This window comes from Mucilaginibacter sp. NFX135 (assembly GCF_048565145.1).
Lineage (GTDB): Bacteria > Bacteroidota > Bacteroidia > Sphingobacteriales > Sphingobacteriaceae > Mucilaginibacter.
Window position 1 is genome coordinate 4,293,234 of sequence record NZ_CP183412.1, and the last position, 15,600, is coordinate 4,308,833.

Here is a 15,600-nt window from a genome sequence, read left to right on the forward strand (position 1 = left end):
CACCACTCACCACTCACCACTCACCACTCACCACTCACCACTCACCACTCACCACTCACCACTCACCACTCACCACTCACCACTCACCACTCACTAAGTCTGTATCACTCCAACATTAAATGCTTTTTCAATAGGCGCGTGATTGGCGGCCTCGATACCTATGGATATCACCTTACGGGTTTCCAGCGGATCGATAATACCATCAACCCAAAGCCTTGCGGCGGCGTAATATGGCGTTGTTTGACTATTGTACCTATCGGTTATTTGTTTCAGTAGCTCGGCCTCCTTTACTTCATCAACTACTTCGCCCCGGGCTTTTAAGCCTGCGGCCTGTATCTGTAACAAGGTTTTGGCCGCTTGTCCGCCTCCCATTACCGCTATTTTAGCCGATGGCCAGGCGTATATCAATCTGGGGTCATAAGCTTTACCGCACATGGCATAATTACCCGCACCGTAGGAGTTGCCAATCACAATAGTAAACTTGGGCACTACCGAATTGGCTACAGCATTTACCATTTTGGCGCCATCTTTTATGATGCCTCCTTGTTCTGAGCGGCTGCCCACCATAAAGCCGGTAACATCCTGTAGGAACACAAGCGGAATCTTTTTTTGATTACAGTTCATGATAAAACGAGTGGCTTTATCCGCTGAGTCGGAATAAATAACGCCGCCAAACTGCATTTCTCCTTTTTTTGATTTGATCACCTTGCGCTGGTTGGCTACTATGCCTACCGCCCATCCGTCGATACGGCCCAAACCACAAATAATGGACTGACCATAGCCTTCCTTATACTCCTCAAAAGCCGAATCATCCAGCAAGCGCAAAATGATCTCTTTCATATCATAGGCTTTTTCCCGGTTATCCGGCAGGATGCCATAAATATCTTTTTCGTTGAGTTTGGGTGCGGCAGGCTTTATACGATCGAATCCGGCTTTGTTATAGTCGCCCACCATGCTCATGATGTTTCGGATAGAATCGAGGCAAGCCTGATCATTGGGTTGTTTATAGTCTGTAACTCCTGATATTTCGCAGTGGGTTGTCGCGCCACCCAGGGTTTCATTATCCACATCCTCGCCAATGGCCGATTTTACCAGGTACGATCCTGCTAAAAAAACTGATCCCGTACCCTCCACGATCATGGCCTCATCGCTCATGATGGGTAAATAGGCGCCACCAGCCACACAGGAACCCATAATGGCCGAGATTTGGATAATGCCCATGCTGCTCATGATGGCATTATTGCGGAAGATGCGCCCAAAATGTTCTTTATCCGGAAATATCTCATCTTGCAGGGGCAAATAAACCCCGGCCGAATCAACCAGGTAAATAATAGGCAGGCGGTTTTCCATAGCTATTTCCTGCGCCCGCAGGTTTTTCTTTGCAGTTATCGGGAACCAGGCACCGGCTTTCACCGTAGCATCATTAGCTACCACTACACACTGCCTGCCCGATACATAGCCAATACCGCACACTACCCCGCCCGATGGACAGCCGCCATGCTCGGCATACATGCCGTCGGCGGTAAAAGCGCCCATTTCCAGCCAGGGCTTGTCTTTGTCTATGAGATAAGCCACACGTTCACGGGCCAGCATTTTTCCTTTTTCTTTTTGTTTGGCCGCGGCCTTTTCGCCACCGCCTTCATATACTTTTTTGAGCCTGGTATTCAGCTCATAAACAAGCTGTTTGTTTATATCTTCATTAATATTGAATGCGATATCCATAATTGGTTTATAATAGGAAAATGTAAATTAGGAAAAATTAAAGGATCAAAAGCTAAAGAATTGCTGTTTTGTTTTGCACAGTATAGAGTAACAAATCTTTTGACATTGCTAATCAACTATTTATCTTGTTCAAATATTCAAGTAGCAACACGCATCAGATAACGTAAAAACACGCATCTGAATGATTAGCAAACACTATACCTTTATTGTATAAATATTGATCCCTATATGATCCAAAAAACCAAACACTATGGCTGGTTACCCGACCTGCCCGATCACCGCGACTTTCAGTATGCAGTTGTTCGCCATGAGGCTTTAGCTCAACCAACTCCTCCAATGGTCGATCTCCGTGCGCAATGCCCACCGGTTTATGACCAGGGAGACTTGGGATCATGCACAGCCAATGCCATAGCCGGTGCATTTCAGTTTGAACTTATGAAACAAAAATTGCCCGTATTTAATCCATCACGGTTATTTATTTATTATAATGAGCGGGTTTTAGAGGGTCATGTGAAAGATGATAGCGGCGCTCAACTCCGTGATGGCGTAAAATCTGTTGCCACCTCAGGCGTTTGTGACGAAACCCTTTGGCCTTACAACGTCGGCAAATTTGCCAAAAAGCCTACCAAAGCATTATATACAAAAGCTTTAAAAAACAAGGCATTGCAATACACCCGTTTAAATAATACGGCTATTAATGAATTAAAAACGTGCCTTGCCGGCGGCAATCCATTTGTGTTTGGGTTTACCGCTTATCAAAGCTTTGAGGGGGATGTTGTAGCCAAAAGCGGTGTTTTACCTATGCCTTCCAAAACTGAAAGCGTAATAGGCGGGCACGCGGTAATGGCTGTAGGCTATGACGATCAAAAGAAAGCCTTTATTGTACGTAACAGCTGGGGTGATGGCTGGGGATTGATGGGCTATTTTTATATGCCTTATGACTACATTACCAATACCGACCTCGCCGACGATTTTTGGACCATTAGCCAGGTAGCATAGGTTTGTTCGTATTATGTTATGAGTTATATGTTTTTATAAGCATAATATTACGTACAGACTTCCTATAAAAATTCAACACTAATAATCCAAACCTAATACGTAAAACGTACAACATCCTGAAGATGAAATCATCGATCATTAAAGCATTACAGCATCTAAGCAAAGATATGCGGATGTGCAAATATGCAGATGTGCAGATGATGAATGAGTATTAATATATTTCTATTTGCACATCTGAAATCCGCACATCTGCACATCTAATTAATCTACGTAAGGTTGCTGTCTTTAAACCAAACTTCGTCTGTTGTAACTTTAAAACCATCCATGAGGTTAATTAACTCAATGGGATCGCCTGAGGTGATCACTAACTCGCGGTTGGTTGGTTTCATGAATTTTTGTTCAACCATTACATCCAGCTGTTTCAGTAAGGAATCATAATAGCCGTTTACATTCAATAAACCTATCGGATGGTTATGCAGGCCTAATTGCAACCAGGTGAGTACCTCAAAGAACTCCTCAAGTGTACCTATTCCACCGGGCAAAGTAATGATGGCATCGCAAAGGTCATTCATCATTTGTTTCCGCTGGTGCATATTTTCAACAATATGTAACTCGGTTAAACCGGTGTGCCCAACTTCTTTATCCATCAGGAATTGTGGGATAATGCCGATGGCCTTGCCCCCGCGCTGCAAAACATTATCAGCCAGTAAGCCCATTATACCTACTTTACCACCGCCATATACCAGGGTAATGTTGCGGGTTACCATGAGTTCGGCCAATTGTTCAATCGCTTGTTTCAATGCCAGGTCTCCATTAAAGTTGGCACCACAGAATACGCAGATAGCTTTCATACCACAAATATATCAGGCCATTTTATATTGAAGCTTACGGAATGATTAATTATTACTTGTTTTTTATTTAAGGCTTATTTTTATATTTATAAAAACTATATCCTAAATTATTCACAATGAGAAAATTTTTCGCCTTAACAGGCCTGCTGTTGATAATAGGCTTTACCTCGTTTGCACAAACTATTGAAAACCCGGTGGTGGGAATTCCTGAAGACTTGAGCGCAAGGATCACCAAAATTGAAACTAATACTCAATTTACTGCTGTCAGCTTTGAGTATACAGCCAGCGGCGATAATGCATGGGTACAGCTTAACAAGGAAATATTTATTCAAACAGATGTAAACAATGAGCACTACAATTATGTAAAATCCGACAAAATAGCCATAGCTCCAGCCAAACATTTCTTTGCCAAAGCCGGCGATAAACTGGTCTTTAAGGTTTATTTTAAAAAGATACCTGCCAGCGCCAAAACTATCGATGTTGTAGAAAGACCCGGATTTAGGACCGATGGTATCACGTTTTTTAACTACTATAATATAAGTCTAACGCAATCATTACCTGCCGGAGCTGTTCAGAAAGTAAAAGTGACGAACGTGGTATTGATGCCCCCTCCTCCTGTTGAAAACTTAACCGATGCAGATCAAACCTTAGCCGGCCAAAATGTAATGGCCAATGCCATGAATATGATGGGTCCAATGTATGCTACAATGGCAAAATCCTTGATGGACTCACAACTTGATTATTATAAACAGCCGGGCAAAATAGAGGAATTAGCCAAAGTGAACAAACAATACTTTGATGCCCTAAAAAAGGAAGGTTTTACAGAAGATCAGGCGCTAAGAGTAATCACTACCGGGGGTATACTATCAAGCATTACCGGGGGAAGCGGCAAATAATTCATAACAAGAAAGGGTTACCAATGGTAACCCTTTCTTGTTATGAATTAGAATATTATTTATCTGCTGGTATAATTAGGAGCTTCTTTAGTGATAGTAATATCATGCGGATGGCTTTCGCGCATACCAGCTGCGGTAATACGTACAAATTTGGCTCTTTGCAGATCTTCGATATTAGCAGCACCACAGTAGTGCATACCTGCACGTAAACCACCAATATATTGGAATATCACTTCGGCCATGTTACCTTTAAATGGTACACGACCTACAATGCCTTCGGGAACCAGTTTGGTCACCACATCGGTTTCATCCTGGAAATAACGGTCTTTTGAACCTTTAGCCATCGCTTCCACAGAACCCATGCCACGGTATGATTTGAATTTACGACCTTCGTAGATGATGGTTTCGCCTGGTGATTCTTCTACCCCGGCAAACAGTGAGCCCGCCATGATAGAGCTTGCACCAGCCGCAATAGCCTTAACAATATCACCCGTTTGTTTGATACCGCCATCGGCAATTACCGGTATGCCACGGCCTTCTAATGCTTTGGCGCACTCATAAACCGCGTAAAGCTGTGGTACACCCACACCGGCAATAATACGGGTGGTACATATAGAACCCGGACCAATACCAACTTTTACCGCGTCGGCACCAGCATCAGCAAGTGCAAGGGCAGCATCACCGGTTGCTATGTTTCCTGCAATAACCTGTAAATTAGGATATAATTTTTTAACCGCCTTAACCATTTCAATAACTCCCTTTGAATGACCGTGGGCGGTATCAACTGTAACCACATCTACACCGGCATTTACCAGCGCGGTTACACGATCAATGTTATCCGCAGCAACTCCAACAGCGGCACCCACACGTAAACGACCAAATTCGTCTTTACAGGCATTAGGGAAATTTTTTACTTTTTGTATGTCTTTATAAGTGATCAACCCTACCAGCTTGCCATCTTTATTTATCACAGGCAGTTTTTCAATTTTATTACCTTGTAAAATAGCTGCGGCTTCGGTTAGTGTAGTGCCTTCCGGAGCAATGATCAAACCTGTTTTGGTCATCACCTCACTTACCGGAACCGACATATCTTTTTGGAACCGCAGATCGCGGTTGGTGATAATGCCTTTTAGTTTGTGATCCGCATCAATTACCGGGATACCGCCAATACTAAACTCTTTCATAATCTGGAAAGCATCTGCGAGCAGGGCATCTTCCAGCAGCGTTACAGGATCTTGTATCATTCCGCTTTCAGAACGCTTAACTTTACGTACCTCGTCGGCCTGAGCCTGTATGGTCATATTCTTGTGCAATATGCCTATACCACCTGCCTGGGCTATGGCAATAGCCAAACCAGATTCGGTAACGGTGTCCATAGCTGCTGAGATAATGGGAATATTTAACCGGATGTTTTTTGTTAAAAAAGTACTGGTGTTAACTTCGCGCGGTAAAACTTCTGAATAAGCCGGGAGTAGTAAAACGTCGTCGTAAGTTAATCCTTCGGCAACAAATTTTGATGGGTCTAACTGCATAGCAAATAATTATTTTGGAGTTATTATTTGCCGGGCAAAGGTAACAAATATTTCGGATTTCTGATATTGGATTTCGGATTTATTTAAAAGCGGGGAGAAAATTGCCTTTGTATGATAAATCTGATTTTTGATTTGGGAATGCAGAATTATAAAAACGCGTCATTGCGAACGTAGTGTGGCAATCCCTTACTTACAGAGTGACCCTGCTTATTGGGGATTGCTTCGTTCCTCGCAATGACGCGGGGCAAAAATAGTTCGAATGGCTTGTGGATTAAATAAATCCGAAATCGAACATCTGAAATCCGAAATTCAAAAATCCTAATATTTCCCTACGATCACCTTGTAAAACTGATCAAAGTTCAGATATTTATTAGCCAGGGCACGTAATTCAAGCGCGGTTGTTGTTTTTACTGTTGATGCATACCTATCATAATAATCATAATCTAAACCTGCAAAATAGATGCTTTTGAATTTATCGGCATGTGAAAACACATTCTCCAGACTACCCAGTAATGATCCCAGCATAAAGTTGCGCACCAGGGATAATTCTTCTTCGGGTATCAATTCGGTTTTGAGCAATTCAATCTCTTTTTCAATTTCGGCCATAGTAGCTTTACACACATCGGCACCAACTTCTGTCGCGATAAAGAAAGCTCCGCCTTGTTTAAAAGAGTTAAGACCAGAGCCAATGCCATAAGTATAACCCTTATCTTCACGGATATTGGCCATCAACCGTGAACCAAAATAACCGCCTAAAACCGTATTTAGTACTTGTAAAGGTTGAAAATCGGGATGATTACGGTTAATTACCGGTAGCCCTATCCTGATGGCTGATTGCAGGGCATCCGGTTTTTCGGTAAAATAAAACAGCTTATCAGCCGGCTTAAGCTCCGGTTGTGACGTGTTTGCAGCAACAGGGCCGTTTGTCCAACTTTTATCAAAAGTTTCTTTGATCAGCGTAAAAGTTTCCGGCTCAATTTTACCTGCAATTATTAAAGTACAATTTGCCGGTTGGTACATTTGTTTAAAGTGTGCCAGCAGATCTTCACGCTGCAAACTTTTATAGTTATCAAAACTTGCTCCCAGCCCATAAATAGTTTCACCATAAATAGCCTTATTAAAATCGCGGCGGGCAACCACATCATTTTTCTGGAGGCTTACCTGTAATTTTTGCTGCTGGTTACGCTTAAATGTTTCCAGTTCTTTTTCCGGGAAATCGGAGTTTGTAAGAATATCCAGAATAACCGGCAGCGTATGGTGTAAATGTTTATTTAAGCTGTACAGCGTAACCAATGAATTCTCGTACCCGTAATCAACTTGTAAAAAGGCGCCGTAGAAATCAACCTTATCGGCAATTTCAGAAGCCGAAAGTGTTGTTGTTCCTTCCGTAAGCATGGTATTTACAGCCATGTTGAGCAAAGGCTTAGCCTGGTCAAAACGCAGGTTGTTAAATATCCATTCTATCCGTACCAACTCCTGGTCGCCCGAGTTAAAACAATAAACATTGCAGCCGTTTTCCAGCTTTTTATGCTCAGGTTTGATGAGGTTTATATTTTCGATAGCCTTAAAATCCGGGGCTAATTTTCTGTCGATCATGTTTTTTATTTTTTGTCTGAACCTGAATTTATCGAATTAATGAATTTTTGAATTCTCTTTGCTTCCAAATAATTCTGCTAATTCCTGAATTCGATAAATTTCGGTTCAGACAGTTTTTATTTAAGCTAATGCTGATTCAGTTTTCTCAGCCAGGTAAACAAGCGTTGATGAATTATCCTTCCTGAATATCTTAACGGCTGTATCTTTTATCTGAGCAGCTGTTACTGCCAGGTATTTAGATGTTTCCTGGTTAAGCATTTCGGCATCGCCCAGCAATTCAAATGAAGCCAAGTTCATGGCCTTGTCAAGCAGCGACATTTCTGAGAAAACCATGGTCGATTCCGTCTTGTTCTGTACTTTGGTCAGTTCATCTGCCGGGATCTCCTCCGTTTTAACTTTTTCCAGTTCTTCCCATATGGCTGCTTCTGCCTGTTCAATGCTGATATGTTCAAGTGGTTTACCCTCCAGTATAAACATTCCCTTATCCAGACTGCTGGTAATGTAAGCATGTACTTCGCTGAATATCTGCCTGTCCTGCACCAAACTCCGGTATAAACGTGAAGAGTTACCTCGCGAAAGCACATCAGATAATAGTTCTGTTGCGTAAAAATCATCATCCAGCCTGCTGCCCATCTGAAAACTGATGTAAACATCATTCAATGGAACTTTGGCCGTAACTGTTTCGCGGCGTTCCTCATGCTGGTCTGGTTCCTGTGGCAAGTTGCGGTGATATTTTTCACCTGCCGGTATCGGTGCAAACCATTTTTCGGCCAGTTGTTTTACCTGTTCAGTTGTTACATCGCCGCCAACCACCATAATGGCATTTTGCGGGTTGTAATGTTTTTTAAAGAAAGCCTTTACATCTTCCATGCGGGCATCTTCGATATGTTTAATGGTTTTACCGATGGTAGCCCAGCGATATGGGTGATGTTTATAAACCAGGGGACGCAATTTTAACCAAACATCCCCATAGGGCTGATTCAGATAGCGTTGCTTAAACTCCTCTATCACCACGTTGCGCTGCACTTCCAGGCTTTTTTCGCTAAAGGCCAGGCTTAGCATCCGGTCACTCTCCAGCCAAAAAGCGGTCTCGATATTAGCAGAAGGCAGCGTGATATAATAGTTGGTAATATCGTTGCTGGTAAAAGCGTTGTTTTCGCCGCCTACTCTTTGCAGGGGCTCATCGTAGCTGGGTATATTTACCGATCCGCCAAACATCAGGTGTTCAAACAAATGTGCAAAACCGGTTTGTTCGGGGTTTTCGTCGCGGGCGCCTACATCATACAGAATGTTAAGCACCGCCATTGGCGTAGTATTATCTTCGTGAACAATAACCCGAAGACCATTATCCAGTGTGAAACGGTTGAATTTAACCATGTAGTTATTTTAATTTAAAAACGGGTAAAGGTATAAATTTTTATAGAAGTAGCGGGATTGCTGGAGCGAGTCGCGGGGATCATGTTGCCGGGGTTACAATTGTGCTGCTTAATAACCCGAATTGCGCTCCCCCGGATAGGTGCAATAGCTGTCTGGACAAAAAAGTGAGTTGAAAGCAGCAAACAAATAGGCAATGACAGGTATGGTTTCATGATACCTGTTTTAGTTTTGAAAAACAGCAATTCCAGGCTATTAAACTATTTTCCTTCATCATAAAAAGCCTTAAATTTGATACCACATGCTTACCAGTCAACAACTTGCCGACGAATTATCACATACGCTGGGTAAAACCAAAGTGTTGAAATTAACTCGTATTTTAGAAGAGCAGCATTTTGCTTTGCGCGATCTGATCGATATCACTTTTCATCAGGATAAGGTGATCGGCTTTCGTGCGGTATGGATATTGGAGAATATGTTTTTGAAAGACCCGGAGCAGTATCTTAATGATCTGGAATATTTTGCATCCCGTTTCAAAGAGGTGAAAAATCCCAGTTGCATGCGGCATTATACCAAGCTGATCCTGCACATGACTGATGGTTCATCACCAGCCACCGTAAGGCAAAAACTTCAAACTATTGACCTGGAGCCGGTAGTTGAGCAACTTTTTGACTGGATGATAGATCCAAAAGTTAAGGTAGCTGTAAAAGCTTTTGCCGGTAAAGCGCTTTTTAATTTGAAGGACCGCTTTGATTGGATTGCCGAAGAATTGGAAGGTCAGCTTAAGATATTCCTGTGCGACAAGAGCGCCGGTATGCGGTCGGCCGCGAAAAACACGTTGAAATTAATTCAAAATTAAAAAGTCAAATTCAAAATGCGTTATAACTGTAGTCCAGACAAACGCACATGATTTTGACTTTTAAGTTTCGAATTTTGACTTATAATCAGGCTGTCGGCCTATCCTCACCATGCAGATTATTACTTACCTGGTGATGGTGCAGTTTTGCGGCAATAGCCGATTCACTATTATCTGCATAGGTGCCGTAAGCATTGATCAGTACCCCTTTAAGATTATATTTAGGTGATGATACCGCGTAAATGATGGACATATCATCGGGATTGCTGGCTCCTTCAAACCGATAAAATTCATCAATTTCAAAGTCATCAGCATTCATATGGATGTCCTGAGCCTTATCATCTATGGTATCACCTTCAAGGCTCAGGTTAGCGGTATATCCTCTTTTTAACAAATCGTTAGTGGCATCCACTAAGGTTTCATAATTTTTCATGGTGGTGATGTTTTGTTTAGTGTTACAGGATGCAGTGTTTAGCTGCCTATGTATACAACCACCAAACGCGTACCTTGTTTGAATAAGGTGGGCCTAAAACAAAAAAACTTACGAAGTTTTAAAAACTTCGTAAGTTTCATGACGCTTTTTAATTCTCCCCTTCAGGGAGGTTAGAAGGGCTTATATAGCCTTAGCTAACCATAATGAGGCGTTAAGGTGCAAGGCCGGATGGGAGGTAAAACCCGAAGGCGAATCACCAGACCAACCATTAAACAGGCTATCGCCGGTATCGCCGGTGCCATCATCGGCAGGAGAACTATCACCGATCCAAACTATACGGCCAGTGCCATATGTGGCCAATAAAGCCATTACATTACTGTTACCGCCGTTTGTAGCTGAATTACGCCAGAACAAACCTTGTACGCTCGAATTATTCGTTGGGGTCAACGTTGCCGTTGAACCATTATAGAAAGCCAGTTTTGAAGCTGTACCGGTTGCACCATTCAATACTTTTTGTGCATTAGCATTGGCGCCGGTATAAACATTGGTTGACGGGCCTTCGCTGATATCTACATAATTGATGTTAAAACCAAAAGGATTATTATTGTTGATACCGTTATTAGTCATCAGGTCATTCCAAACACGCGGCGAATCGTAACCATCGCCATCCCTATCAGATGGATTGTAACCATTGGCATCGGTTCCGGCAGTTGTTGCAGCGGTATGGTCGGCAATCATAAATAAACCGCCGCCGTTTGAAACAAAGTTCATCAAAGCTGTTTTTTCGGCAGCAGTGAATAAACGGTTTGGCTCAACTACAACAAATACATCATAATTACTTAAATCCTGTGGGTTTGATGAATTACCATAAGTAATGGCTGTGCCAACTGGTAAAGTTTCAACCAGTTCGCCTAATTTCACCAGGGAAACAGCCCATGATGATATACCACCTTTCCAGTAAGTTTCCGGAGTGCTGGCAGTGATACCTGTATATGATGGTGTTGGAATGCGTTGAGCTTTGGTTTCAACTGTTGTGCCGCCAGTATAAATTGGCACATTTTCGGTACCATCGGCATCAATCTGCCAATCGGCACTACCCGCGTTTTCCAGGTGACTGGCATCAAACAGGTATTTTTTACCTGTAACCACCACCGGCGGAGGGGTTGTACCACCACCGTTATCATTAACAGTGATGTCATCGATATTAATACGGTTAGTACCGCCGGTTAATTTGCGGATTTCTAAGCGGGCATTACCGGTTACATTAATGGTAAACGTTTGTAGAGCCAGTGATGCACCGGTTGTTATGTTTGAACCCGATTGAGCCCAGGTGGTGCCACCATCAACAGAATAAAACAAGCCCCATTGGCTTGCGGTATCACCACTATAAGTTGCAGATTTAATGGTAACAGTGCTTATCCCGCCGGTTATATCAAACAACATGGTAATTTTACCTGTATTGCGTATGCGGGCGCTCCATGAACCTGCTTTCTGATCTGCAGCCAGGTTGCCTATCAACGCGTCAAACATATTCCATGAATTGCCAGACAGGGTTACATTATCGCCGCTGCTTGACCCGGTGGGCGCTACGTCATAAGCAGTTTTGGGGCTGGTTGATCCAACTTCAAAACCTTGGGTAAGCGATACCGCTTGTGTTTTGATGGTGTTGTTGATTGCGGCTCCATCAGGAGTTTGACTCTTTGGGGCATTGTTTTTCTGGCAACCCATTACCAGCATTCCGGTAAGGGCAGAGGCTACGAATAATAGCCCGGGTTGGGTAAATTTAAGCATAGTGATTTTCGGTAAGTTTGTATGTGTGTCGGTACTAATAATTGTGCAGTAAACTTCTATAAAAGTTTATACTCAAACATTTACACAATATTAACATATTATTAAATATTATCAATACCAATAACTACAAGTCGAGTGGATAGAAAAACGACTTATTCGTAAACCGGTCTATTTAGCTACATTTACGTGTGATTAATAAAACCCTCAAAGCTTCTTTTAAAAAATATCTGCTGGCTTTTGGCTTTCTGGTTAGTTTTTTTGCGCTTTCGGGTTACATAGGCCATAGTATTACCGGCAGCAACAGGGCTTCGATTACAGAACAGTTTACTGATAAGATTTTTGTTTTAAAAGGCGGGATAAGTTATAAAAGGGCAGCATTAGTTTTACGTACAGTATCTTACTCCGCAAATAGACAATATGTTATTCAAAGCGTCAACTCCAAAAAGCTCACGTTAATCCGTTACCTGTATTTAAAGACCCTGTTTTTATCATCCAGGCACTACTTCACATACACTATTGATCACTTATATCATACTGCCGATCAACATAGTAATACTCCATTCTTCAGAATAGGCTAATCTGCCTGTTTATTAATAATCCATATCTATAAATTTCATCAAACGGTTTAGCTGTGCCTAAAGCAGGCTGGGCTCACATTGTTATCGGCATGAAAAAGCTAAAGAAAATCATCAGGCTTTTTAGCCTGGTGCTATTTTTATTATTGGCCGTAACCGGTATAGCCATTACCGGGGCAGCACCAACCCAATCAAAAAACAGGGATAGAATTATCGACAATGAAACCTTAATTGAAATGGTTGACGAAAAGGGCAAGGAAGAAGATGAGAAAAAGCCTTAATACGCCAGGAGCCACCCAATTGGGTGGCTCCTGGCTATATGATGGATTTATTATTTTATTGTTTTACCGGTTCATCGGTAGTTCTTGGAGTATTTAAAAACACAAAGTTGTTGTCAAACATATCCACTTTAATGGTACTGTCCTTATCAACTGTGCCGGCCAGGATCTGTTTTGATAATTCGTTCAGAATCTTTTTCTGGATGACACGTTTCAGCGGACGGGCACCAAACTGCGGATCGTAGCCCAATTGAGCCAGCCAATCCAGTGCTTCGTCGGTAGCTTCCATCGTGATGCCCATTTCGGCCAGGGTTTGTTTTACCTGGTTAAACTGTAGTTTCACAATATCATGTATCTCATCACGGCTCAATGGAGTAAACATGATGATCTCATCAATACGGTTCAAAAACTCGGGACGAATGGTAGCACGCAACAGCATAAACAGTTCGTTCTTGGTTTTGGCTATCAGTTCCTCACGGTTATTATCCTCCAGTGTCTGGAAGTTTTCCTGTATGATGTTTGAGCCAATGTTAGAGGTCATGATGATGATGGTATTCTTAAAATTTACCACACGACCCTTATTATCAGTCAAACGGCCATCATCCAATACCTGTAACAGAATGTTAAACACATCCGGATGGGCTTTTTCAATTTCATCCAGTAATACTACACTATAAGGTTTACGACGCACAGCCTCCGTAAGCTGACCACCTTCATCATAACCTACGTAACCCGGAGGCGCTCCTATGAGCCTTGACACTGCATGGCGTTCTTGGTATTCGCTCATATCAATACGCACCAATGCACCTTCGTCATTAAACAGATACTCTGCCAAAGCCTTCGCCAACTCTGTTTTACCAACACCGGTTGTACCTAAAAATATAAACGAACCGATGGGCCTGCGCTTGTCCTGCAAACCGGCACGGCTGCGGCGTATGGCATCGCTGATAGCTTCAATGGCTTCCTCCTGGCCTGCTACACGTTTGTGCAGTTCTTCTTCCAGGTGCAGTAGTTTTTCGCGTTCACTCTGTATCATTTTGGAAACAGGTATGCCTGTCCAACGGGATACCACGCCGGCAATATCATCGGCAGTAACCTCCTCTTTCAGCATGCGGCTATCACTTTGGTTCTCCAGCAGTGCGGCCTTTAGTTTTTCCACTTCGGCCTGGGCCTGTACAATGGTTCCGTAGCGTAATTCAGCCACTTTGCCATAATCACCGGCGCGTTCGGCCTGTTCGGCTTCCAGCTTATAGTTTTCTATCAGCTCCACCTTTTGGTTAATGCCATCAACCAGGTCTTTTTCACCTTGCCATTTGGCGCGTAAGGAATCGCGCTGGGCAGATAGATTTGCGATCTCTTCGCTTAGCTCAGCTACTTTACGGTCGTCTTTTTCGCGCTTGATAGCTTCGCGCTCAATCTCCAGCTGCATAATGCGGCGTTCCAATTCGTCAACCACCTCGGGTACCGAGTCCATTTCCAAACGTAGTTTAGAAGCAGCCTCATCCATCAGGTCAATCGCTTTATCGGGTAAAAACCGGTCAGAAATATACCGTTGCGACATTTCAACCGCCGCAATAATGGCTTCGTCTTTGATCCGTACCTTGTGGTGGGTTTCGTAACGTTCTTTCAAACCACGTAAAATAGATATGGCATCGGCGGCATCAGGCTCTTCTACCATAACTTTCTGGAAACGCCGTTCCAGCGCTTTATCTTTTTCCAGGTATTTCTGGTACTCGTTAAGCGTGGTAGCACCAATTGACCGTAATTCGCCGCGGGCTAATGCAGGTTTTAATATATTGGCCGCATCCATGGCGCCTTCACCACCACCAGCACCAACCAGCGTATGGATCTCATCAATAAACAGGATGATCTCGCCATCGCTTTGGGTAACTTCCTTGATCACCGCTTTTAAACGCTCTTCAAACTCACCCTTGTATTTGGCGCCAGCTATCAGGGCGCCCATATCCAACGAATAAACCACCTTGGTTTTCAAGCTCTCAGGTACATCGCCTTTAATAATCCGGAAAGCAATACCTTCGGCAATGGCTGTTTTACCCACACCGGGCTCACCCACCAGTATCGGGTTGTTTTTGGTACGGCGTGACAGGATCTGAATTACACGGCGGATCTCTTCATCCCTGCCGATAACGGGATCGAGTTTACCTGAACCGGCATACTCATTCAGATTACGGGCATATTTATTTAAGGCATTATAGGTAGCCTCAGCATTCTGATCAGTTACCTTACTGTCGCCACGTAAACTTACAATGGCTTTTTTAAGATCTTTTTCATTTACACCGAGGTCTTTTAACAGCGAGCTGATAGTACCACCAGCTGCCAATATGCCTAATAGTATGTGTTCAACCGATACAAATTCATCCTTAAATTCCTTTAAGTAACCCTGCGCTTTTTGCAGCGCCGAATTGGTATCTGATGACAGATAAATATTACTTCCGCTTACCTTGGGGTATGAGCTGATCTGCGCATCGAGCGTTTCATTCAACCGGTTAAGGTTTACGTTCAATTTTTTTAATAAATAGGTTATAACATTTTCATCAACCAGCAACAAGCCTTTTAACAGGTGTGCGGGTTCTATTGCCTGCTGTTGATTACCAGTGGCAATTTCCGAAGCCTTTTGTACGGCTTCCTGGGCTTTTATTGTAAAGTTGTTAAAGTTCATATCAATGAGTATTAATC

13 protein-coding genes are annotated in these 15,600 nt (G+C 42.9%); 5 read left to right on the top strand and 8 right to left on the bottom strand.

What is annotated here, in order from left to right; all coding sequences use genetic code 11:
* Nucleotides 1-93 precede the first annotated feature (93 nt).
* Nucleotides 94-1,722, bottom strand: coding sequence for an acyl-CoA carboxylase subunit beta (locus tag ACNURT_RS17760; protein WP_419698853.1), 1,629 nt, complete (start codon nt 1,720-1,722; stop codon nt 94-96).
* 228 nt (nt 1,723-1,950) lie between these two features.
* On the opposite strand from ACNURT_RS17760, the gene ACNURT_RS17765 reads away from it, so the two are divergent.
* The gene (locus ACNURT_RS17765) at nt 1,951-2,721 is read left to right on the top strand and encodes a C1 family peptidase (RefSeq protein ID WP_419698854.1); all 771 of its coding nucleotides are present in this window, start codon (nt 1,951-1,953) and stop codon (nt 2,719-2,721) included.
* A gap of 266 nt (nt 2,722-2,987) precedes the next feature.
* On the opposite strand, the gene ACNURT_RS17770 is transcribed toward ACNURT_RS17765, so the two are convergent.
* Nucleotides 2,988-3,572: a TIGR00730 family Rossman fold protein gene (locus ACNURT_RS17770; RefSeq protein ID WP_419698855.1), complete on the bottom strand. Its 585-nt coding sequence runs from the start codon at nt 3,570-3,572 to the stop codon at nt 2,988-2,990.
* A 116-nt stretch (nt 3,573-3,688) separates the two neighbouring features.
* Here ACNURT_RS17770 and ACNURT_RS17775 point away from each other — a divergent pair, with 116 nt between their 5' ends.
* Nucleotides 3,689-4,468, top strand: a complete 780-nt coding sequence (locus ACNURT_RS17775) for a hypothetical protein (protein ID WP_419698856.1) — start codon at nt 3,689-3,691, stop codon at nt 4,466-4,468.
* 59 nt (nt 4,469-4,527) lie between these two features.
* On the opposite strand, the gene guaB is transcribed toward ACNURT_RS17775, so the two are convergent.
* The 3 genes from guaB to ACNURT_RS17790 all read right to left on the bottom strand — a co-directional run bounded on the left by guaB (nt 4,528) and on the right by ACNURT_RS17790 (nt 8,973).
* On the bottom strand, nt 4,528-6,000 hold the full coding sequence (guaB, locus tag ACNURT_RS17780; RefSeq protein ID WP_090465607.1) for an IMP dehydrogenase: 1,473 nt from the start codon (nt 5,998-6,000) through the stop codon (nt 4,528-4,530).
* Between the two features lie 318 nt (nt 6,001-6,318).
* A complete protein-coding gene (locus ACNURT_RS17785) occupies nt 6,319-7,596 on the bottom strand; it encodes a M16 family metallopeptidase (protein ID WP_419698857.1) in 1,278 nt (425 codons plus the stop codon).
* Between the two features lie 120 nt (nt 7,597-7,716).
* Nucleotides 7,717-8,973 carry a M16 family metallopeptidase gene (locus ACNURT_RS17790; RefSeq protein WP_419698858.1) on the bottom strand — a complete coding sequence of 419 codons (1,257 nt, stop codon included), beginning with the start codon at nt 8,971-8,973 and terminating at the stop codon, nt 7,717-7,719.
* A gap of 298 nt (nt 8,974-9,271) precedes the next feature.
* On the opposite strand from ACNURT_RS17790, the gene ACNURT_RS17795 reads away from it, so the two are divergent.
* Nucleotides 9,272-9,829, top strand: a complete 558-nt coding sequence (locus tag ACNURT_RS17795) for a hypothetical protein (protein WP_419698859.1) — start codon at nt 9,272-9,274, stop codon at nt 9,827-9,829.
* Nucleotides 9,830-9,914: 85 nt separating this feature from the next.
* On the opposite strand, the gene ACNURT_RS17800 is transcribed toward ACNURT_RS17795, so the two are convergent.
* Nucleotides 9,915-10,259, bottom strand: coding sequence for a phosphoribosylpyrophosphate synthetase (locus ACNURT_RS17800; RefSeq protein WP_370999381.1), 345 nt, complete (start codon nt 10,257-10,259; stop codon nt 9,915-9,917).
* Nucleotides 10,260-10,439: 180 nt separating this feature from the next.
* Nucleotides 10,440-12,050 (bottom strand): hypothetical protein, encoded by a 1,611-nt coding sequence (locus tag ACNURT_RS17805; RefSeq protein ID WP_419698860.1) that lies wholly within the window; start codon nt 12,048-12,050, stop codon nt 10,440-10,442.
* 188 nt (nt 12,051-12,238) lie between these two features.
* On the opposite strand from ACNURT_RS17805, the gene ACNURT_RS17810 reads away from it, so the two are divergent.
* Nucleotides 12,239-12,628, top strand: coding sequence for a hypothetical protein (locus tag ACNURT_RS17810; RefSeq protein ID WP_419698861.1), 390 nt, complete (start codon nt 12,239-12,241; stop codon nt 12,626-12,628).
* An 89-nt stretch (nt 12,629-12,717) separates the two neighbouring features.
* Nucleotides 12,718-12,906, top strand: coding sequence for a hypothetical protein (locus ACNURT_RS17815; RefSeq protein WP_419698862.1), 189 nt, complete (start codon nt 12,718-12,720; stop codon nt 12,904-12,906).
* A gap of 55 nt (nt 12,907-12,961) precedes the next feature.
* On the opposite strand, the gene clpB is transcribed toward ACNURT_RS17815, so the two are convergent.
* A complete protein-coding gene (gene clpB / locus ACNURT_RS17820; RefSeq protein ID WP_419698863.1) occupies nt 12,962-15,583 on the bottom strand; it encodes an ATP-dependent chaperone ClpB in 2,622 nt (873 codons plus the stop codon).
* Nucleotides 15,584-15,600: the final 17 nt, after the last annotated feature.